The sequence below is a fragment of the Azospirillum oleiclasticum genome, from assembly GCF_013423485.1.
Lineage (GTDB): Bacteria > Pseudomonadota > Alphaproteobacteria > Azospirillales > Azospirillaceae > Azospirillum > Azospirillum oleiclasticum.
Genome location: NZ_JABFFR010000042.1, coordinates 20,153 through 39,693, shown reverse-complemented (window position 1 = coordinate 39,693; position 19,541 = coordinate 20,153). Strand labels below are relative to the sequence as shown.

Sequence of the window (19,541 nt, the reverse complement as noted above, 5' to 3'; positions counted from 1 at the left end):
GTGATTTGAGACACAACGCCTCAGGGAGTGAGACCGCCATGCCCTACGATTCCGTCGACACCGCGCGCCGGCTTGGTTTGAAGGACGCCGACCTGCTGCGCTTCCAGGGATACATCGACGGCAAGTGGGTCGATGCCGACAGCGGGAAGACCATCGAGGTCACCAACCCCGCCGACGGGTCGGTGCTGGGCACCATCCCCAACATGGGCGAGGCGGAGACGCGCCGCGCCATCGAGGCGGCCAACCGCGCCTGGCCGGCCTGGCGGGCGAAGACGGCGAAGGAGCGGGCGAAGATCCTGCGCGCCTGGAACGACCTGATGGTCGTGAACCAGGAGGATCTGGCGCGCATCATGACGGCCGAGCAGGGCAAGCCGCTGGCCGAGGCGCGCGGCGAGGTGCTCTACGCCGCCTCCTTCATCGAGTGGTTCGCGGAGGAGGGCAAGCGCGTCTACGGCGACACCATCCCGCAGCATCTGCCCGGCCGTCGCATCGTGGTGACCAAGGAGCCGGTGGGCGTCACCGCCGCCATCACGCCGTGGAACTTCCCCGCCGCCATGATCACCCGCAAGGCCGGGCCGGCGCTCGCCGCCGGTTGCCCGATGGTGATCAAGCCGGCGACGGCCACGCCCTTCTCCGCCTTCGCCATGGCGGTGCTGGCCGAGCGGGCCGGGGTGCCGGCCGGCATCCTGTCGGTGGTCACCGGCTCCGCCCGCGCCATCGGCGGCGAGATGACCGGCAACCCGATCGTGCGCAAGCTGTCCTTCACCGGCTCCACCGAGATCGGCAAGCAGCTCATGGCGCAATGCGCCGCCACGGTGAAGAAGGTGTCGATGGAGCTGGGCGGCAACGCGCCCTTCATCGTCTTCGACGACGCCGACCTCGACGCCGCGGTGCAGGGCGCCATCGCGTCGAAGTACCGCAACACCGGCCAGACCTGCGTGTGCGCCAACCGGCTGCTGGTGCAGGACGGCGTCTACGACGCCTTCGCCGCCAAGCTGACCGAGGCGGTCGAGGCGCTGAAGATCGGCCCCGGACTGACCACCGAGGGCGCGCAGCAGGGGCCGCTGATCGACATGGCCGCGGTGGAGAAGGTGGAGGAGCACATCGCCGACGCGCTCGCCAAGGGGGCCCGCGTGGTCACCGGCGGCAAGCGGCACGAGCTCGGCGGCAGCTTCTTCCAGCCGACCATCCTGGCCGACGTCACCACCGACATGAAGGTGGCGCGGGAGGAGACCTTCGGCCCGCTGGCCCCGCTGTTCCGCTTCAAGACGGAGGCGGAGGCGGTCGCCATGGCGAACGCCACCGAGTTCGGTCTGGCCGCCTATTTCTACAGCCGCGACATCGGCCGCGTCTGGCGGGTGGCCGAGGGGCTGGAATACGGCATCGTCGGCATCAATGAAGGCATCATCTCCACCGAGGTCGCCCCCTTCGGCGGCATGAAGGAGAGCGGTGTCGGTCGCGAGGGCTCCAAGTACGGGATCGAGGATTACCTGGAGATGAAGTACCTGTGCCTGGGGGGGATCGGGGGGTAATCCCCCGCCCCGCTAACCCGTCGCGCCAGCCGCCGTCTCCTCCGCCTCGATGACGTCCAGGATGCGGCGCAGCGCGGTGGCGGACAGCGGCGTTTCGATGGTGAGGGTGTCGGCGAATTTGCGGATGCGGCCGACGATGCGGCGCTTGGCGATGTGGTCGGCATCGCCGGGCGCCTCCTTTTCCACGAACGGACCCTTGTAGAAGCTGCCGCGGAAGCTCCACTGCCGCTTGCCGTCGGCCCGCCACAGCGAGCCGTCGGCCAGCACCATGCAGCGCCCGTCCTGGGTGAACTTCTCCACCACCGTCAGGCCCTGCGGCCCGCCCTGGCTGGTGTGGACGGTGACGCGGTCGCCGACGCGGAAGGGCGTTTCTTTCATGGGGTGGTTCCCGGCTTACCGGAGAAATCAGCGTTCGGCGTGCCCCAATCCTCGTAGAACGCTTGGGCATCCGGAGATGACCGCACGTACTCGGCGACGGCGGCGCTCTGCGCACGGATGCGTGCACGGCGCTCGGCCGTGGAGGGTTCGACAGGATCGGTCTCTGGCACGCAATCTTCTCCCATGGAACACCCATCGTTCTGAATCACGTCCGATATAGCGGTGGCGGTCCATACGCTCAAGGCGATTGGCACCGACGGTTCCCCGCCATCCCTCTTGCAATCCGCCGCCCGCCGGGGGAACGTGCGCCGGGCATTCCCCTCACAGGTTTCGGACAGGGACGATGGGCATCGACACCGCAGCGCTGGCACCGCATCTGGGCAACGTCCTGGCGGACGCGACGATTCCGGAGCTGCCGAACCATTACCGCGGCAAGGTGCGCGACAATTACGACCTGCCGGACGGACGCCGCATCATCATCGCCACCGACCGGCTGTCGGCCTTCGACCGCATCCTCACCTGCGTGCCCTTCAAGGGGGAGGTGCTGACCCAGGTCGCGCGCTTCTGGTTCGAGCGGACGGCCGATCTCTGCGCCAACCATGTGCTGGCCTACCCCGACCCCAACGTCGTCGTCTGCAAGCGGCTGACCATCCTGCCGGTGGAGTTCGTGGTGCGCGATTACATCACCGGCACCACCTCGACCTCGATCTGGTCGATGTACAAGGCGGGCAGGCGGGAGATGTACGGGCACCGCTTCCCGGAAGGGCTGACCGAACACCAGAAGCTGCCCGGGACCATCCTGACCCCCACCACCAAGGCCGATTTCGGCGGCCATGACGAGCCGGTGAGCCCGGCCGAGATCCTGGAGCGCGGGCTGTTGACCGCGGAGCAGTGGGAGACGGTGTCCGCCACCGCGCTGGCGCTGTTCGCCCGCGGGCGCGAGATCGCGGCGGGGCAAGGGCTGATCCTGGCCGACACCAAATACGAGTTCGGGGTGGACGGCGAGGGCAACATCCTGCTGGCCGACGAGATCCACACCTCCGACAGCAGCCGCTATTGGTTCGCCGACAGCTACGCGGAGCGGTTGGCGGCCGGCGGGCGTCCCGACAGTTTCGACAAGGATTTCATCCGCACCTGGGTGTCCGCCCGCTGCGATCCCTATGCCGAGGATGTGCCGGAGATCCCGGCCGACATCGTGCTGGAGGCGAGCCGCATCTACATCGATTTGTCCGAGCGCATCACCGGCCTTCCCTTCACGGTGCCGGCCGAGGTGACGCCGGTGCTGGAGCGCATCCGGGGGAATTTGAAGGGATTTTTCTGAGGGTTGGGTGGGGGCTCGACGCAGCAACCGCACACACGAAAACCCCCGCGGCCATGCCGCGGGGGCTTCCACCCGAAACCGATGCGAACGGCGTTACTGGCCGGTCGTGGTGCCCGTGCCCGTGCCCATGCCCGGGGTGGCCGGCGCCGCCGGCGTGGTGCTGCGGCCCGCGCCGCTGGTGTCGCGGCTGCGGTTCAGCGAGGTCATGCTGTCGTTGTACTCGAACTCGGCCATGTCCTTGACCTGAGCGCGGGTCAGGTTGGACAGCTTGATCTCGTCGTCATCCGCGCCCGGCTGGGCGTTGGAGAAGTCGACCGCGATCTGCTTCTCGCCGATCCCGAGGAAGCCGCCGCTGGAGATGACGAGCTGGCGCGCCTTGCCGGAGGCGGCGTCCATGATCACGTCCTCGACCTCGCCGATCTCCTCGCCATCGGAGCCGACGACGGTCTTGCCCAGAAGCTCCTCGGCGCTCACCGAGCCCATCGGGGCGGTGGTGGTCGCCGTCGAGGACGAGCTGCCGGGGCTCATGGAGTTGGACGGGGCGGCGGTGCCGGGGGCGGTCGGCGACGTCACGGCGCTCTTGTTGTCCTGCTGCATGTTGAGCTGGTTGCCGGCACCCTGGGCGTAGGCGGCGCCAGTCATCATGGCCAGGACGGAGGCCGCGGTGATCAGTTCCTTGCGCATCTGTCGTTCCTCTGAGTGCTTGCGGACATTGCCTGTGGCAAGCGGATAAACAGGAGCGCGGCCGGAACATCGCGTCGGCGGTGTTTCTCTTTGGGGGTATCCTCCTTCGAAAGGGTGCGGGTGCCTCAGAAGCTGGCCCAGTCCGGGCGGCGGGGGATCACCGTGGTGCCGCCGCAGGTGAGGGGCGTGCCGTCGGCCCGGGCGCGCTCCACATCCTCGCCGCGCAGGAGGGCCAGCGCGTGGCCGTCGAGGCCGCTGCGCAGCTCGCCCGCTTCGCGGTCGCCGAGCATCACCGGGGTGCCGGGTGCCGGCAGCGGGCCATCGACCGCGACCGGGTAGAGGCGGCGGCGGATCAGGGCCCGGTAATGGGTGCGGGCCGTCAGTTCCTGCCCCATGTAGCAGCCCTTGTCCCAGGCGATGGCGTTGAGGTCGTGCAGGTTGTTCTCCAGCGGGATGGCCTTCTCGACCACCAGATCACGGCTGCCGTCGGGCACGCCGTGGCGGAGCCGCAGGCGGTCGTAGGCGGCCGGATCGCCCTCCGCGAAGCCGGCGGCGCTGAGCGCGTCGGCACCGCCATCGCGCGGCAGCATGGCGCGGGCGCCGAGGACGGGCAGGCGCGGGTCCACATAGGCGACGCCGCCGGCGAAGGGCCGGGCCGCACCCGGCTCGGCCGGCAGCCCCAGCCGCTTCAGCGCGTCCGATCCGTAGAGCAGGACGACGGCGTGCCCCGGGGTGCGGTCCTCCAGCGCGATCCTGGAGCGCAACTTGTAGAGTCGCAGCCGGCGCAGCAGATCGTCGCGGCGCGCCGCCTCGGCGTCCAGCAGCAGCGCCTCGCCGGTTTCGGCGATGAACAGATCGTGCAGGAACTTGCCCTGCGGCGTCAGGAACAGGGCGTAGAGCGCCCGGTCGGGGGCGGCCTTGCGGATGTCGTTCGACACCAGCCCTTGCAGGAAGGCCACCCGGTCCTCCCCCGTCACCGCCAGAACCCCGCGCGTCTCAGCGATCAGGAAGGCCGCACCATTGTCCATCACCACGCTCCCGCAACCGGTCCACCCAACGACACCTATGGTGCCGCAGGGCGCGGCGCAAGGGAACGGGAGAGGTGGGTGGGCAACTGCCGAGATTTTGCGCAAATGCCCAGCGTGTCGGCGGCGGGCGGGGGTGATGATGGCATCATGGTCACGCGGTCAATCGGTGGGCAGCGTGGCACGGCTCTGGCATAGTGCTTCGGCCCGATCGGATGCACCGGTGGGCATCCCTCCGACAGCGGACCCCCGGCCCCGTGACCGACCAGCCCCACCGCCTCGAACTGCGTCAGATCACCAAGAGCTTTCCGGGCTGCCTCGCCAACGACCGCGTCGATCTGGTGCTGCGGCCGGGCGAGATTCACGCCCTGTTGGGTGAGAACGGGGCCGGCAAGAGCACGCTGGTCAAGATGATCTACGGTGTGCAGCACCCCGACTCCGGCACCATGCTGTGGGAGGGGCGGCCGGTCACGGTGGCCGACCCCAACGAGGCGCGGCGGCTGGGCATCGGCATGGTGTTCCAGCATTTCTCGCTGTTCGACACGCTGACGGTGACCGAGAACATCGCGCTGGGGCTGGAGAAGCCCGGCCCGATGGCGGCCCTGGCCCAGCGCATCGCCACCGTGTCGGAACGCTACGGGCTGGCGCTCGACCCGCAGCGGCATGTGCACAGCCTGTCGGTCGGCGAGCGCCAGCGGGTGGAGATCGTGCGCTGCCTGCTCCAGGATCCGCGGCTGCTGATCATGGACGAGCCGACCTCCGTGCTGACGCCGCAGGAGACGACCAAGCTGTTCGACACGCTGCGGCGGCTGGCGTCGGAGGGCTGCACCATCCTCTACATCTCGCACAAGCTGGAGGAAATCCGGGCGCTGTGCGACCGCGCCACGGTGCTGCGCGGCGGCCGGGTGGTGGGGGCCTGCGATCCCAAGGCGCAGACCGCCCGCAGCCTTGCCGAGCTGATGATCGGCACCGAGCTGTCGACGCCCGAGCGGCTGCCCGCCGCGGTGTCCGGCGCGCCGCGGCTGGAGGTGCGGCACCTCTCCACCACCTCCGACAACCCGTTCGCGACCAGCCTGAAGGACGTGGCGCTGGAGGTGCGGGGCGGGGAGATCCTGGGCATCGCCGGTGTGGCCGGCAACGGGCAGGCCGAGCTGCTGGCCGCGCTGAGCGGCGAGGACAAGGTGGCGGATCCCGACAGCGTGCGGATCGACGGCCGGCCGGTCGGCCATCTCGGCCCCCGCGAGCGGCGCACCATCGGGCTGGCCTTCGTGCCGGAGGAACGGCTGGGGCGGGGTGCCGTGCCGGAGCTTAGCCTGTCCGACAACGCGCTGCTGTCGGGCTACGCCCGGGCACCGCTGGTCAAGGGCGGGATGGTGCAGTTCGGGCGGGCGAAGAGCTACGCCGAGACCATCATCCGTTCCTTCAACGTGGTCACCCGCGGGCACCGGGCGGAGGCGCGGTCGCTGTCCGGCGGCAACCTGCAGAAATTCATCATCGGTCGCGAGATCCTGCAGAAGCCCGACCTGCTGGTGGTGGGGCAGCCGACCTGGGGCGTCGATGCCGGGGCGGCGGCGGCGATCCACCAGGCGCTGATCGACCTTGCCCGCGGCGGTGCGGCGGTGCTGGTGGTCAGCCAGGATCTGGACGAGCTGTTCGTGCTGAGCGACCGCATCGCCGTGCTGTTCCACGGCCGCCTGTCGGAAAGCCGGCCCACCCACCGCACCACGGTCGAGGAGATCGGGCTGCTGATGGGCGGGCTGTTCAACGCCACCACCGAGGATGAGGACGAGGCCCTGCATGCCGTCTGACCAAGCCACGTGGGGGCGCGCATGGCGCTGATCCGGCTGGAGCCGCGGGGCCAGGCCTCGCAGGCGATGCTGTACCTGACGCCGGTGCTGGCCGTCGTCCTGACCCTGGCGGCGGGCTTCCTGCTGTTCGCGGCGCTGGGCTTCGACCCGGTGGCGGCGCTCTACGCCTTCTTCATCGAGCCCTTGACCACCACGCGGGGGCTGGGCGAGCTGGCGGTGAAGGCGACGCCGCTGGTGCTGTGCGCGGTCGGGCTGGCCATCGGCTTCCGCGCCAATGTCTGGAACATCGGGGCGGAGGGGCAGTTCACGCTGGGCGCCATCGCCGGCGGCGGCGTGGCGCTGGCCTTCTACGGCGAGGGCGGCTGGTGGCTGCTGCCGCTGATGGTGGTGGCGGGGGCGGCTGGCGGCATGGCCTGGGCGGCCATCCCGGCCTTCCTGCGCACCCGCTTCAACGCCAGCGAGATCCTGACCAGCCTGATGCTCACCTATGTGGCGCTGCTGCTGCTGAGCCTGCTGGTGAACGGCCCCTACCGCGATCCCGACGGCTACTCCTTCCCCGAGTCGCGCCTGTTCGAGGAGGCGGCCGTCATGCCGATCCTGATCGAGGGCACGCGGGTGCATCTGGGATCGCTGTTCGCCCTGCTGGCGGTGGCCGGCGGCTGGGTGCTGATGGCGCGCACCTTCGTCGGCTTCCAGATCAAGGTGATCGGGTTGACGCCGATGGCGGCCGGCTATGCCGGTTTCGACCAGAAGCGCATCATCTGGCTGACGCTGCTGCTGTCCGGCGGGCTGGCGGGGCTGGCCGGCCTGTGCGAGGTGGCGGGGCCGATCGGGCAGATCATGCCCAGCATCTCCCCCGGCTACGGCTTCACCGCGATCATCGTCGCCTTCCTGGGGCGGCTGCACCCGGTGGGCATCCTGTTGGCCGGGCTGCTGATGGCCCTGTCCTTCATCGGCGGCGAGGCGGCGCAGATCGGGCTTGGCCTGCCCAAGGCCATCACCGGCGTGTTCCAGGGCATGCTGCTGTTCTTCCTGCTGGCGACGGACGTGCTGATCCGCTACCGCCTGCGCTTCGGGACCAAGGGGCCGGTGGTCAAGGGCGTCGCGGCCAAGGGAGTGGCGGCATGAACGTGGATCTGGTCGTGGTCGGGTCCGTCATCGCCGCCATGCTGACGGCGGCGACGCCGCTGCTGTTCGCGGCGCTGGGCGAGGTGGTGACCGAGAGGTCCGGGGTGCTGAACCTGGGCGTCGAGGGCATGATGCTGGTGGGCGCGGTCTGCGGCTTCGCCGCCACCGTGGGCAGCGGCAGCGTGGTGGTGGGGGTGATCGCCGCGGCGGCCGCGGGGGCGGGCATGGCGCTGCTGTTCGGGGTGCTGACGCTGTCGCTGCTGACCAACCAGGTGGCGACGGGGCTGGCGCTGACGCTGTTCGGCGTCGGGCTGTCGGCGCTGATCGGGCAGGGGTTCGTGGGCATCCCGCTGCCGAAGCCGCCGGCCTTCGCCATCCCGCTGCTGTCGGACATCCCGGTGATCGGGCCGGGGGTCTTCGAGCATGACGCGCTGGTCTATCTGGGTCTTCTGGCGGTGCCGGCGCTGGCGTGGTTCCTGACGCGCAGCCGCGCCGGTCTGGTGCTGCGGGCGGTGGGGGAGAACCACGCGGCGGCCCACGCGCTGGGCTACAAGGTGATCCGCATCCGCTACATGGCGGTGCTGTTCGGCGGCGCCATGAGCGGCGTCGGCGGTGGTTACATGTCGCTCGCCTACACGCCGATGTGGGCGGAGGGGATCACCGCCGGGCGCGGCTGGATCGCGCTGGCGCTGGTGGTGTTCGCCACCTGGCGGCCGGAGCGGGTGCTGGTCGGCGCCTGGCTGTTCGGCGGGGTGACCATCGCCCAGCTTCACGTTCAGGGGTTGGGCTTCGCTGTCCCCTCGCAACTGCTGTCGATGCTGCCCTATATTGCGACGATCGTCGTCCTGGTGGCGATCTCCCGGGACGTCGCGCGGATCCGCCTGAACGCGCCGGCCTGCCTGGGGAAGATCTTCCACCCCGGCGGCTGACGCGGGTCCGGGACCCGGACGAGCAAGAAACAACCAATCTCTTCAGCGAGAGGGAGCTTCACGTGGATAGAAGGACGTTCGGCAAGACGGCGCTCGGGCTGGCCGGTGCCGCGGCGGTGACGTTGGGGATGGGTGCCGGCACCGCCCTGGCCCAGCAGAAGATGAAGGTCGGCTTCGTCTATGTCGGCCCGGTCAGCGATTTCGGCTGGAGCTACCAGCACGACCAGGGCCGTCTGGCGGTCGAGAAGGCGCTGGGCGACAAGGTCACCACCACCTTCGTGGAGAATGTGCCGGAGGGTGCGGACGCCGAGCGCGTGATCGACCAGCTCGCCTCCACCGGCCACAAGATGATCTTCACGACCTCGTTCGGTTACATGAACCCGACGCTGAAGGTCGCGCAGCGCCATCCGAACGTGATGTTCGAGCACGCCACCGGCTACAAGCGCTCCAAGAACCTCGCCACCTACGCCGCCCGCTTCTACGAGGGGCGCACGGTCATCGGGCTGATCGCCGGCAAGATGACCAAGAAGAACGTCATCGGCTACATCGGCTCGGTGCCGATCCCGGAGGTGGTCAGCGGCATCAACGCCTTCACCCTGGCCCTGCGCGAGGTCAACCCGCAGGCCGAGGTGCGCGTGGTGTGGGTGAACAGCTGGTACGACCCCGGCAAGGAGGCCGACGCCGCCAAGGCGCTGATCGACCAGGGCGTCGACATCATCGTGCAGCACACCGACAGCGCCGCCCCCGTGCAGACCGCGCAGGAGCGCGGCATCTACGTGTTCGGCCAGGCCTCGGACATGACCCGCTTCGGGCCGAAGGCGCACCTGACCGCCATCGTCGATGACTGGACCTTCTACTATGTGGACCGGGTGAAGGCCGCGCTGGACGGCACCTGGAAGCCGATCGACACCTGGGGCGGCATCAAGAGCGGCATGGTCGGGCTGGCCCCCTACAACACCGCCATCCCCGGCGACGTGGTGGCGATGGCGGAGAAGGCGAAGGCCGACATCATGGCCGGTACCCGCCATTCCTTCACCGGCCCGATCAAGGACCAGTCCGGCAAGGTGATGATCCCCGCCGGCAAGCACGCCACCGACGAGCAGATCCTGAAGATGGACTGGTTCGTCGAGGGTGTGGTCGGCAAGCTGCCGAAGTGAGGCGAAGGGCTGACGACGGGTCGTGCGCGATGGCCGACCCGTCGTCAGCCGCTGCCTATCCGCACTTGCGCGCCGGCGCCTCGCCGCAGCTCTCCCGCTCGATCTGCACGGTGGCGTGCTCGATGCCGAAGCGGGCGAGCAGGACGCCCTGGATGTCGCAGAGGGTGGCCGTGTGGTCGGCGGTCTCGGTCAGGACGGCGTGCAGGGTGACCAGCGGCCGTTCGCTGGTGAGCGACCAGGTGTGGACGTGGTGGACGTCCGTTACGCCGTCCACCCCGCGCACGGCGCTGCCGACCTGGGTGGGGTCGATGCCCTGCGGCGTGCCCTCCAGCAGGATGTGGCCGGACTCGGCGACGATCCGCCAGGCGCTGCGCAGGATCAGCACCGCCACCAGCACCGACAGGATGGGGTCGATGGGCATCCAGCCCGTCGCCATGATGATGCCGGCCGCGGCGATCGCGGCGACCGAGCCCAGCAGATCGCCCATCACGTGCAGGGCGGCGCTGCGCACGTTGAGATTGCCATGCCCGGCGCCGCCCTGGCTGAGGATGCGGAAGGAGGCGATGTTGACCAGCAGCCCCAGCACCGCGACCACCAGCATCTCCGTCGCCATCACCTCCACCGGCTCGTAGAAGCGGCGGGCGGCCTCCACCACGATCCAGCCGGCGATGGCGAAGAGAGCGATCCCGTTGGTGTAGGCGGCCAGCACCTCGAACCGCCGCCAGCCATAGCTTCGCAGCGCGTCGGCCGGGCGCCGGCCGAGCCGGAAGGCGAACCAGGACAGCGTCAGCGCCGCGAAATCGGTCAGCATGTGCCCGGCGTCGGCGAGCAGAGCCAGCGACCCCGACAGCACGCCCCCGACCACCTCGACCAGCATGAAGCCGCCGGTCAGCACCATGGCCAGCCGCACCCGCCGTTCGCTGTCGGCGGTTACCGTGGGGACGTGGGAATGGCCGTGATCGTGGCTGTGATCGTGGCCATGGCTGTGGTCCTGATCATGGTCGTGATCGTGATCATGGCGGTCGTGGTCGTGCGGCATGGTGGGCCGTTCGATGGTGATGGACGGTGGAAGTCTAACACGGGATCCGCCCGTCGCCATCACGCCAGCCGGCGGCCGTCCAGGAAGCTGGTGTCGATGGTCGCGTGGCCCTTGATGGCGATCGGGCCGCGCGGGGTGAGGCGGTAGCGCGGGGCCAGCAGGCGGGCGGTCGGGGCCGAGACGTGGATGCGGCCGGGGGTGCCGTGCTGTTCCAGCCGGGCGGCGACGTTCACGGTGTCGCCCCACAAGTCGTAGCTGAACTTGTGCGTGCCGATGATGCCGGCGATGGCCGGGCCGCTGTTGACGCCGATGCGCAGGCCGAGCGGCAATTCCAGCTCCCGCCCCAGCCGCTCCACCGCCGGAAGCATGGCGAGCGCCAGATCGGCCATGCGGTCGGCGTGGTCGGGGCAAGGGTCGGGCAGGCCGGCGGCGGCCATGTAGGCGTCGCCCAGCGTCTTGATCTTCTCGCCGCCGCAGCGGCGGGTCAGCGCGTCGAACTCCGTGTAGACGCGGTTCAGCATCGCCACCATCTCCCCCGCCGGCAGCCGGGCCGACAGGGCGGTGAAGCCGACGAGGTCGGCGAACAGCACGGTCACCGCCTCCATGCGGTCGGCGACGACGGTCTCGCCGCGGTTGAGGCGATCGGCCACGCCGACGGGCAGGATGTTGTGCAGCAGGCCCTCGGCCCGCTTCTTCTCCGATTCCAGACGGGCGAGGTAGTCGCGCTCGCGGTCGCGCCAACGCTTGCGCTCCAGCGACGCCTCGATGCGCGCCCGCATCAGGGTGGCGCTGACCGGCTTGCGCAGGTAATCCTCCGCCCCCGCCTCGATGCAGCGGATGGCGCTGCCGATCTCGTCGATGCCCGACACGATCAGCACGGGGATGTCACGCAGGCCGGAATCCTCCTTCAGCAGGCGCAGCATGCGGAAGCCGTCGATGTCCGGCAGCACGAGGTCGAGCAGGATCAGGTCCACCGGCCCGGCGCGCAGCCGCTGCAACGCTTCGCCGCCGCTGGCGGCGGACGATGCGGCGTGGCCGTCGCGCGCCAGCAGGCGGACCATCAGGTCGCGGTTGCTGGCGTTGTCGTCCACCACCAGGATGCGCCCGGACTCCCGCCAGCTGCGGGACGCACCGTCGATGGCGGTGAACAGGCCGGCGATGGTGTCGGGCATGGCCGGGTCGCTGCACGCGTCGTCGGTTCCGCCGAAGCGGACGATGGCGTCGATGGCGGCCAGAAGGCGGTCGGCCTCGGCCAGCACGTGACGGATGTCGGGGCGCAGGCTGCCGGCCCGCAGGCCGCCGTCCTCCTCCAGCATCAGCTCGGCCAAGCCCTTGATGGCGTTGAGCGGCGTGCGCAGATCGTGGCGCAGGCGGGCATCGGGCAGGTAGGTGGAGTCGGCGCGGTCCCCCTCCAGAAGGGCGGCGATCCAGTCGTGCAGCGACCAGGCGGCGTCACGGATGCGCGCGAGGTCGTCCAGCAGATCCACGCGGCCACGGCCGCGCGCCTCGTCGCACAGCAGGTCCGACCAGCCCGCGAGCGCCGCCGCCGGAGCGAGCAGTTCCTGCCGCAGATGGGAGCGGCGCACCCGCGTCACCCGTTCGTCGGCGCCCATCGCTGTCCTTTCCGGTGCCGGTCCAGTTCCGGCCGCCCAGGGCCGGAGCCCGCAACCTGCCGTAGCCGCCCGCGGCGCGCTGTGACGTGCGTCACCGCCGCATTGGGCGCCGGACCGGGGTGCGGATGCAACCGCGCGGAAGTCTAGCGCACGGAAGTCCAGGAGCGCGTGGCCCATAACGGCAAAACCGCGATCCGGAGGCCGGACCGCGGTTTCACGATGGTCAGCGGTGTCTGTCCGCGATCGGGACGGATCACCCGGGGCTTGTTGTTTCTGGCGTTTCCTCCCCGTGCCCCGGTGTTCCGCCGGACGCCGACCGAAAGATCGGCTGGCCGCGGCGTCCGCTGATAGCGTCGTACACTCACCGTTTAGTGACCAAACGGATAGCGCGACGACCGCGGGGCTGTCAAGCGATGCGTGCTCGAATGGGTGGACCAAAGGCGGGGGATCACGCCTTCGGCGGCGCGGCATCGACGGGCTTCGCGGCCAGCAGGCGACCGATCACCGCTTCCAGCTCGTCATTGAGGAAGGGCTTGTAGAGGACGGCGTCGGCGCTGAACATCTCGGTCATGCGCAGGGCGAAGCCCGCCGGCAGATCGGGCGCCCCGCCGGAGACGGCCAGCACCCGCGTGTCGCGGTCGAGCGTGCGGAGCGCCTTGATGACCTCCACCCCGTCCGCCTCGGGCATGAGCACATCGGTGATCACGAGGTCGAACAGTTCGGTCTGCAGCCGGGCGATGGCGTCGCGTCCGTCCGCCGCGTCGGTCACGTCATGGCCCAGCGAGGCCACCACCTCGACCAGCGCCATGCGGACGGCGGCGGAATCCTCGACGATCAACACCCTTGCCATGGCCGGGACCTCCATCACGACAATCACGCGGGAGCGGCGCCATCCTGGCCGCTGATCGCCCGTCGGGCGACTGTATCACAAAAGGCCCGCGGGTGCGGCTTCGGTGACGAGGCGGGGCAGGGCAAGGTGCCGCGGCGGGTCGGCCCTGGCCGGGCAACGGCGAAAGCCCGGTCGGCAGCGCCGTGCCGGCCGGGTTCTGCCCGTGGACGGATGGCCGCTGCCGCTCAATGACGGAGCGGCGATCCCTCGACCGTGATCGTGGGACGGCTGAACGGATCGCCGCGGCCATGGCCGGCGCGGTCGTGCCCGCTTTCCGTCGCCGCCTGCCGGAAGTAGCCGACGGTGAACACCCGGATGGCGTTGGCGAGCGACGCCCGGTCGGCATCGCGGTCGCGCAGCCGCCGCGACTGCTCCACCATACGGCGCTGCAGATCGGCGCAGAGATCGTCGACCGCCACATCCTCGCGCCGGCAGATCTCCTCCAGAGCGTCCCAGTAGGAGGGCTCCAGCCGGACCTGCTGGCAGTTGCCGTCGATCCAGACCTCCCGCGCCAGCAGCACGCTCGCGCCCCTCGGTTGTCCCTTGCGTCCGTTACCCGATTCAATCCCAGACATGATCCGTTCCATCCACCCCTAAACGCCACACGATGGCGCAAGACACTCTAGTATAGCGAGATTGTGGGTGTCATGAGTCAATAAACTTTTCGACGGATGGCGCATGGCCGGTATCTACCCGTCGTCGCCCGCCATCCGGCGGATCAGCTCCACGTCGGTCAGCACGATGAAGCCCTTGGTGTAGGTGATGGCGTCGGCCTTCCTGAGCGCCTTCAGGCTCTTGTTCACGATCTCGCGGGTCACGCCCAGCATGTTGGCCAGCCCTTCCTGCGACACCGACTGGGTGATGCGGATGCCGCCCTCGGCGGTGGGCTGGCCGTAGCTTTCGGCGAGCAGGAGCAGGCGCCGGGCTAGGCGGCGCGGCACGTCGTGGAAGATGGCGTCCTCGATGTTGTCGCTGACCCAGCGCAGCCGTTCGCACAGCACCGCCATCATGCGGATGCACAGCGGCGGGTGGCGCTCCAGGAACGGGATGAAGTCGCTGCGGTCGACGCGGAACAGCTCCGTCGGGCGGATCGCGGTGGCACCGGCGGAGCGCGGCTTGCCGTCGATCAGCGCGATCTCGCCCAGCACGTCGCCGGCGTCGAGGATGTTTAGCAGCATCACCTTGCCATCCACCGAGGAGGTGTGGATGGCGATCTGCCCGCGCAGGATGGCGTAGAGGCAGGAGCCGGGATCACCCTTGCTGAACACGGGTGCATCCGCCGCCAGTTTCTGGAGCCGGCCGATTTCGACCAGCTCCGCCATCTGGCGGTCGTCCAGCTCCCTCAGGAGTCGATTGCCCCGCAGCACCGTGGCGACGTCTGGAAATCCAGCCATTGCTCCCCGGCCCGCGGCCGTCTCTCGTGAAGAGGGTACCCCGGCGGCCCCTCTCCCGAAACCTTAGGCAAAATCGCGAAAATTACCACAACCTTGATGGATCATCCGGTGCGGCGTCACACGGGGCGTGCGGCGGCCTCCCGCTGGACACGGTCCCACAGCAGCGTGTGCTCGAAGTGGAAGCGGGCGTCGGGGATCGGCATGCCCTGGCCAAGCCGGCGCCGCATCAGGCGCAGCATGTCCTTGGCGTCCTCGCGCTTCTGGTCGACTCGGCCCATCGGCAGCCAGGCGCGGAAGCGGGCGATGTCGGTCGCGGGGACGCCGGCCTCCCCGGCCAGCCGCAGCACGCGGCCGTAGCCGCGCTCGCGGTAGGGAAGCTCCTTGGCGATTCCCTCCAGGAGCCGGCCCAGCGCGGCATCGACCACACCGTCGGCCACCGCGTCGGACAGGGTGCGGCGGATGTTGACCATCGCCTCCGACAGGCTGGTGTAGCCGAGCTCGGCCGGGCCGTGGATCACCGCCACCTCGTCGTCGTCCTCGATGCGGCCGTCGCGGTAGGCCTCGAAAACGGCGCCGACACCGGTCATGCCGAAGGGATGCAGCTCGGCGGCGCGCAACGCCCCCATGCTGGAGGCACCATAGACCGGGATGCCCAGCCGCAGCGCGTGCAGGATCTCCTTGTGCCAGACGGCGGGCACGCTCTCGAAGAAGCCGTCGATGATGCCGATGGCGGTCGGCCGACGCTCGGCGATGCGGGCGACGTCGCCCTGGGCGACGGGGGGCAGCCAGACGGCGTCCAGCTCGCGCGCGGCGTCCTCGCGGGGGAGGGTGGGGCCGAGGAAGACGTAGACGGTCATGCGTGTCCCTCCGGATGGGTGCCGCCGAGCAGCGTGCGGGCGCGGTGGCCGTAGAGATAGTCGGGCGACTCGTCGATCCCCTCCAGACCGGGGATGATGACGCGCACGACGGGAATGCCGAACTCGGGCTTGGTCAGGTCGACCGCGACCGCCTCCTCGATGCCGGCGGCGCGCAGCCGCTCCATCTGCAGGGACAGGTCGTCCTCGACCGTGCGGCCGGTGGCGGTGGGGCAGGCGGCGAAGGCGCGGGCGCCCTGGCCGTCGCGGATGCGGGCCTGCCAGCGGTCGATCAGCCCGCCGTCGAGATGCTTGAGGTACTGCGCCCTCGGCATGTCGTCGCGGGCGCCGGAGATGAAGGTCAGGCGGCTCTGCGCCGCCTCGGTCAGGGCGCGGGACAGCGCCACCTCGCGCGCCACGTGGCAGCCCATGCCGGTGGCCGGGCGCACCGTGTGCTGCGGGCTCTCTTCGCGCGGGACGATGCGGACGAGGAAGGCGGGCAGGCCGACGTCGCTGGTGATCTCCCACGCCGCCACATCCACGCCGGCGGTGTCGAAGCGGCCCAGCAGGGAGCGGCAGACCGTGTCGTCCACGCGATCGAGGTCGAGACGGGTGGCGTCCTGCGCCTCCTCGTCCAACAGGTGCCAGAGCGTGGCGGCATCGCGCTCCACCAACTCGGTCACCGCGTGGCTCACCGCCTCCAGACGGTGGTTGCCGGACGCGAGCCCGTTGGAGCTGGCGAGGAAGGCGCCGGAACCGGGGGGCAGCGGCAGCGTGTAGTTGAGGTGCACCATGTCGAAGGGCACCCATTTCGCCGCACCGCTCATCAGGTCCACCCCCTCGATCCACAGCATCGGCGTGTGGGGGGTGAAGCTGGAGCTGGCGAGCCGGGGCAGCCGCGCGACATCCACCACGCGGTGGGTCCAGCGCAGCTCCTCGTAGCTCGCGAATTTCAGGGGCAGGGTGATGCGTTCGGCGTGGAAGCTCTCGATCGACTCCATCACGCCCGACGCCTTGGCCGCCGCCAGCGTCACGCCCTTGCCCTGGGAGACGGAGACGGAACGGCTGTTCGGCCGGGTGACCATCACCACCGGGATGCCGACGGTGTCGAGACCGGTGACGTTGGCGACGCGCGTGATCCCCATGACCGGCAGGAAGGGCGACACGCGGGCCAGCGTCTCCTCCGGCGCCACGATGCGGTGGGTGCCGGCGGTGTGGACCTTCAGGGCCGGTCCGGCGCCGTTCTCGCGGGCGATCAGATCGAAGGGCATGGAGCGGTCTCCGGAAGGCGGTCACCGGCGGGGGGGTTTCGGCCGGGGAAGGCGGGGCGGGCGGGTCCGCGGCTGGCCACCGTGTGGTGTGGCGGCCGCCGCGGCCCGACGATCACAAGGTGCGATGAACGCCCTTGGATCACATGCCCGGGGTGATGATCATCCGGCCGGCCTCGTGGTCGGCGGCGTCGAAGCCCAGACGGTCGCCGGAGCGCAGGGTCGAGCGGGCGGCGCTGGCGCCGGGCTCGGCGATCTCGGTCACGCCCTGGGCGGACACGGCGAACAGACGGCCATCGGCGCCACGGATGAGGGAGGCGTTGCTGATGTTGGTGTTCATGGTGTGTTGCTCCTGATCGTGATTGGTGTTTGGTTGCGGACTCGGCTGGCGACCCCCGGTAATCCGCCGTTGGCGAGCCGCGGCTGCCGCGGCCCGCCGGTGGGGCCGACGTGAGAGGGAGCATGCCAGGGTATGTGCCCCCGCCGCTGTGAAGAACTTCACAGTCCGATACCGGGGTATGTGGGTAGGGTGGCGGAATTCCTTGGGAGACCCGCCATGCAGATCGACAGCAAAGCCCGGCCAAGCAGCCTCAAGCACGCGCTCGCCACGCTGGCCCTCTATCCCGAGCTGGAGGCACGGCTGCTGCGCATTGGCGGCGCGGCCGAGATGGTCGAGCTGGAGGAACAGGTGTGGCGCGGGCTCGAGGAGATCGCCGCGTTGGAGGGCACCACGCTGGACGAGCTGTGCACACTGGTGCACCTCACCTATCTGCGCGGGATGTCGCTGGAGACGGGGCTGCGGGTGTACGCCATCAACTACTACCGCGAGCTGGAGCGCGCCTGAGCCCGCTTCGGGCCGCCTGGCCCGTGACCTGACGGTTCCCTCTCCCGCACCCACGGCCGGACCGGGCGCGCCTCGCCCGCCGGCCCCGTCGGCATGCCTGCCAAACGGGCAAATGCCTTGACCGCGGGCAGCGGCTCGGCATCATGGCCTCCCCGCGGCGACGCGCGGGCGAGAGACCGAGATGACCGCGAGAGCGCTGACCGCCCCCCACCCTGACCGACCATGTCCGCATCCACGTCGCCGAGCTGGTCCGGCTGGCGGCGCCGGTGATCGTCTCGCGCGTCGGGCTGATGGTGATGATGGCCGTCGACGCGGCCATCGTCGGCCGCTACGGCGCGCGCGAGCTGGCCTATTACGGGCTGGGCCATCTTCCGGCCAGCTTCATGGTGCAGACCGGCGTGGGGCTGCTGCTGGGCACCGTCGCCATGACCGCGCAGGCGGTCGGCGCCGGCCGGCCGGAGGAGTGCGGGAAGGTGCTGCGCCGCTCCCTGCCATACGCCCTGCTGATCGGGCTGATCATGGCCGTGCTGGCGCTGTTCGGGCAGCCGCTGTTCCTGGCCACCGGGCAGGCGCCGGACATGGCCGAGCGGGGTGCCGCGGTGCTGGCGGTGCTGGGGGCCGGCTTGCCGGCCATGGCGCTGTACGTGGCGCTCGGCTTCTTCCTGGAAGGGCTGAAGCGGCCGGTCCCCGGCATGCTGGTGATGATCGCCGGCAACATCGTGAACGCGGGGCTGGCCTGGGCTCTGGTCTGGGGCTGGGGGCCGGTGCCGGCCATGGGGGCGGTCGGCTCGGCCTGGGCGACGACGGCCGTACGCTGGTTCATGGCGATCGCCCTGCTGCTGTACGTGTGGAACCTGAGGGACCGCGAGCGCTGGAACGTACGGGGTGGATTCGGCGGCTGGTGGCGCGAGGGCGGCGCACAGCGGCGGTTCGGCTACGCCGCCGGGCTCAGCCTCGCCGTGGAAAGCCTCGCCTTCGGCGGGCTGGGGCTGATCGCCGGGCTGATCGACCCGATGGCGGTCGCCGCTTACACGGTGACGCTGAACCTGATCGCGCTGCCCTTCATGGCGGCGGTCGGCGTCGCGTCGGCCACCGCGGTGCGGGTGGCGGTGGGGTACGGGCGCCGCGACTCCGCGGAGATGGCGCTGGCCGGATGGACGGGGCTGGGCGTCACCAGCGCCTTCCTGGCGCTGGTCGGCGTGGCCTACGCCCTGTTCCCGGCGCCGATCGCCGGCATCTACAGCGCCGACCCGGCGCTGATCGAGCGGGTGGCGCCGCTGGTCGCCTTCTCCGCCCTGGTTCTGGTGGCCGACGGCGGGCAGACGGTGATGGGCAACGCGCTGCGCGGGCGCAACGATTCATGGGTGCCGACGGCGCTGCACTTCGTGTCCTACGCGGTGGTGATGATCCCGGTTTCCGCCTATCTGGCGCTGGGGCTGGAGCGCGGCGAGCGCGGGCTGGTCGAGGGGATCCTGGTGGCCAGCCTGGTTTCCGTCACCATCCTGGCCGGCCGCTTCGCCTGGCTGTGCCGGCGGTGACCCGGTGGCCGGCCGTCAGGTCGGGCGGTTGGCTGGTCGTTCCGGTTGTTTGCATGTGCGGAATCTGTTAATTTTTCGACAGATACGACGCCGTGAGCCGGGTCCGCGGGTGACCGCGCCTGCCCCGGCAACCCGCAAGC

The 19,541-nt window shown here is 70.2% G+C and carries 20 protein-coding genes; 8 read left to right on the top strand and 12 right to left on the bottom strand.

Translation table 11 applies throughout. The features are described 5' to 3' along the window. Positions 1–38: 38 nt before the first annotated feature. Positions 39–1,532: an NADP-dependent succinate-semialdehyde dehydrogenase gene (gene gabD, locus HL658_RS31015; protein ID WP_180286333.1), complete on the top strand. Its 1,494-nt coding sequence runs from the start codon at positions 39–41 to the stop codon at positions 1,530–1,532. A gap of 12 nt (positions 1,533–1,544) precedes the next feature. Here gabD and HL658_RS31010 read toward each other — a convergent pair whose 3' ends face one another. Both HL658_RS31010 and HL658_RS31005 read right to left on the bottom strand, forming a co-directional pair. Next, on the bottom strand, positions 1,545–1,910 hold the full coding sequence (locus tag HL658_RS31010; RefSeq protein ID WP_180286334.1) for a hypothetical protein: 366 nt from the start codon (positions 1,908–1,910) through the stop codon (positions 1,545–1,547). Next, a complete protein-coding gene (locus tag HL658_RS31005) occupies positions 1,907–2,080 on the bottom strand; it encodes a hypothetical protein (protein WP_180286335.1) in 174 nt (57 codons plus the stop codon). Before HL658_RS31005 ends, HL658_RS31010 begins: the two co-directional genes overlap by 4 nt. 173 nt (positions 2,081–2,253) lie before the next feature. Here HL658_RS31005 and HL658_RS31000 point away from each other — a divergent pair, with 173 nt between their 5' ends. Next, positions 2,254–3,231 carry a phosphoribosylaminoimidazolesuccinocarboxamide synthase gene (locus HL658_RS31000; RefSeq protein ID WP_180286336.1) on the top strand — a complete coding sequence of 326 codons (978 nt, stop codon included), beginning with the start codon at positions 2,254–2,256 and terminating at the stop codon, positions 3,229–3,231. A 93-nt stretch (positions 3,232–3,324) separates the two neighbouring features. On the opposite strand, the gene HL658_RS30995 is transcribed toward HL658_RS31000, so the two are convergent. Beyond that, positions 3,325–3,915 carry a PRC-barrel domain-containing protein gene (locus tag HL658_RS30995; protein ID WP_180286337.1) on the bottom strand — a complete coding sequence of 197 codons (591 nt, stop codon included), beginning with the start codon at positions 3,913–3,915 and terminating at the stop codon, positions 3,325–3,327. 125 nt (positions 3,916–4,040) lie between these two features. Then, on the bottom strand, positions 4,041–4,943 hold the full coding sequence (gene ygfZ / locus HL658_RS30990) for a CAF17-like 4Fe-4S cluster assembly/insertion protein YgfZ (protein WP_180286338.1): 903 nt from the start codon (positions 4,941–4,943) through the stop codon (positions 4,041–4,043). A gap of 254 nt (positions 4,944–5,197) precedes the next feature. Between ygfZ and HL658_RS30985 the strand changes: the two genes are divergently transcribed. The 4 genes from HL658_RS30985 to HL658_RS30970 all read left to right on the top strand — a co-directional run bounded on the left by HL658_RS30985 (position 5,198) and on the right by HL658_RS30970 (position 9,962). Further along, positions 5,198–6,748 carry an ABC transporter ATP-binding protein gene (locus HL658_RS30985; protein WP_343055395.1) on the top strand — a complete coding sequence of 517 codons (1,551 nt, stop codon included), beginning with the start codon at positions 5,198–5,200 and terminating at the stop codon, positions 6,746–6,748. A gap of 21 nt (positions 6,749–6,769) precedes the next feature. Continuing rightward, the gene (locus tag HL658_RS30980; RefSeq protein WP_180286340.1) at positions 6,770–7,876 is read left to right on the top strand and encodes an ABC transporter permease; all 1,107 of its coding nucleotides are present in this window, start codon (positions 6,770–6,772) and stop codon (positions 7,874–7,876) included. Further along, positions 7,873–8,805 carry an ABC transporter permease gene (locus HL658_RS30975; RefSeq protein ID WP_180286341.1) on the top strand — a complete coding sequence of 311 codons (933 nt, stop codon included), beginning with the start codon at positions 7,873–7,875 and terminating at the stop codon, positions 8,803–8,805. Before HL658_RS30980 ends, HL658_RS30975 begins: the two co-directional genes overlap by 4 nt. A 128-nt stretch (positions 8,806–8,933) precedes the next feature. Next, positions 8,934–9,962: a BMP family ABC transporter substrate-binding protein gene (locus HL658_RS30970; protein WP_180286372.1), complete on the top strand. Its 1,029-nt coding sequence runs from the start codon at positions 8,934–8,936 to the stop codon at positions 9,960–9,962. A 55-nt stretch (positions 9,963–10,017) separates the two neighbouring features. Here the strand turns inward: HL658_RS30970 and HL658_RS30965 are convergent, their stop codons facing one another. The 8 genes from HL658_RS30965 to HL658_RS30930 all read right to left on the bottom strand — a co-directional run bounded on the left by HL658_RS30965 (position 10,018) and on the right by HL658_RS30930 (position 17,359). Beyond that, positions 10,018–11,001: a cation diffusion facilitator family transporter gene (locus HL658_RS30965; protein WP_180286342.1), complete on the bottom strand. Its 984-nt coding sequence runs from the start codon at positions 10,999–11,001 to the stop codon at positions 10,018–10,020. Between the two features lie 59 nt (positions 11,002–11,060). Beyond that, positions 11,061–12,614 carry an adenylate/guanylate cyclase domain-containing protein gene (locus tag HL658_RS30960; protein ID WP_180286343.1) on the bottom strand — a complete coding sequence of 518 codons (1,554 nt, stop codon included), beginning with the start codon at positions 12,612–12,614 and terminating at the stop codon, positions 11,061–11,063. Between the two features lie 448 nt (positions 12,615–13,062). Continuing rightward, on the bottom strand, positions 13,063–13,464 hold the full coding sequence (locus tag HL658_RS30955) for a response regulator (RefSeq protein ID WP_246338083.1): 402 nt from the start codon (positions 13,462–13,464) through the stop codon (positions 13,063–13,065). Between the two features lie 224 nt (positions 13,465–13,688). After that, on the bottom strand, positions 13,689–14,024 hold the full coding sequence (locus tag HL658_RS30950) for a ribbon-helix-helix domain-containing protein (protein ID WP_343055394.1): 336 nt from the start codon (positions 14,022–14,024) through the stop codon (positions 13,689–13,691). Between the two features lie 168 nt (positions 14,025–14,192). Beyond that, positions 14,193–14,897: a Crp/Fnr family transcriptional regulator gene (locus tag HL658_RS30945; protein ID WP_180286345.1), complete on the bottom strand. Its 705-nt coding sequence runs from the start codon at positions 14,895–14,897 to the stop codon at positions 14,193–14,195. A 116-nt stretch (positions 14,898–15,013) separates the two neighbouring features. Next, entirely contained in the window at positions 15,014–15,754 is a 741-nt protein-coding gene (locus HL658_RS30940; protein WP_180286346.1) for a TfuA-like protein, read from the bottom strand. Further along, the gene (locus tag HL658_RS30935) at positions 15,751–17,022 is read right to left on the bottom strand and encodes a YcaO-like family protein (protein ID WP_180286347.1); all 1,272 of its coding nucleotides are present in this window, start codon (positions 17,020–17,022) and stop codon (positions 15,751–15,753) included. Before HL658_RS30935 ends, HL658_RS30940 begins: the two co-directional genes overlap by 4 nt. A 139-nt stretch (positions 17,023–17,161) precedes the next feature. After that, entirely contained in the window at positions 17,162–17,359 is a 198-nt protein-coding gene (locus tag HL658_RS30930; protein ID WP_180286348.1) for a hypothetical protein, read from the bottom strand. A 216-nt stretch (positions 17,360–17,575) separates the two neighbouring features. On the opposite strand from HL658_RS30930, the gene HL658_RS30925 reads away from it, so the two are divergent. Then, a complete protein-coding gene (locus HL658_RS30925) occupies positions 17,576–17,863 on the top strand; it encodes a ribbon-helix-helix domain-containing protein (RefSeq protein ID WP_180286349.1) in 288 nt (95 codons plus the stop codon). 266 nt (positions 17,864–18,129) lie between these two features. Then, positions 18,130–19,401 carry an MATE family efflux transporter gene (locus tag HL658_RS30920; RefSeq protein WP_343055393.1) on the top strand — a complete coding sequence of 424 codons (1,272 nt, stop codon included), beginning with the start codon at positions 18,130–18,132 and terminating at the stop codon, positions 19,399–19,401. The last annotated feature ends 140 nt before the right edge of the window (positions 19,402–19,541 follow it).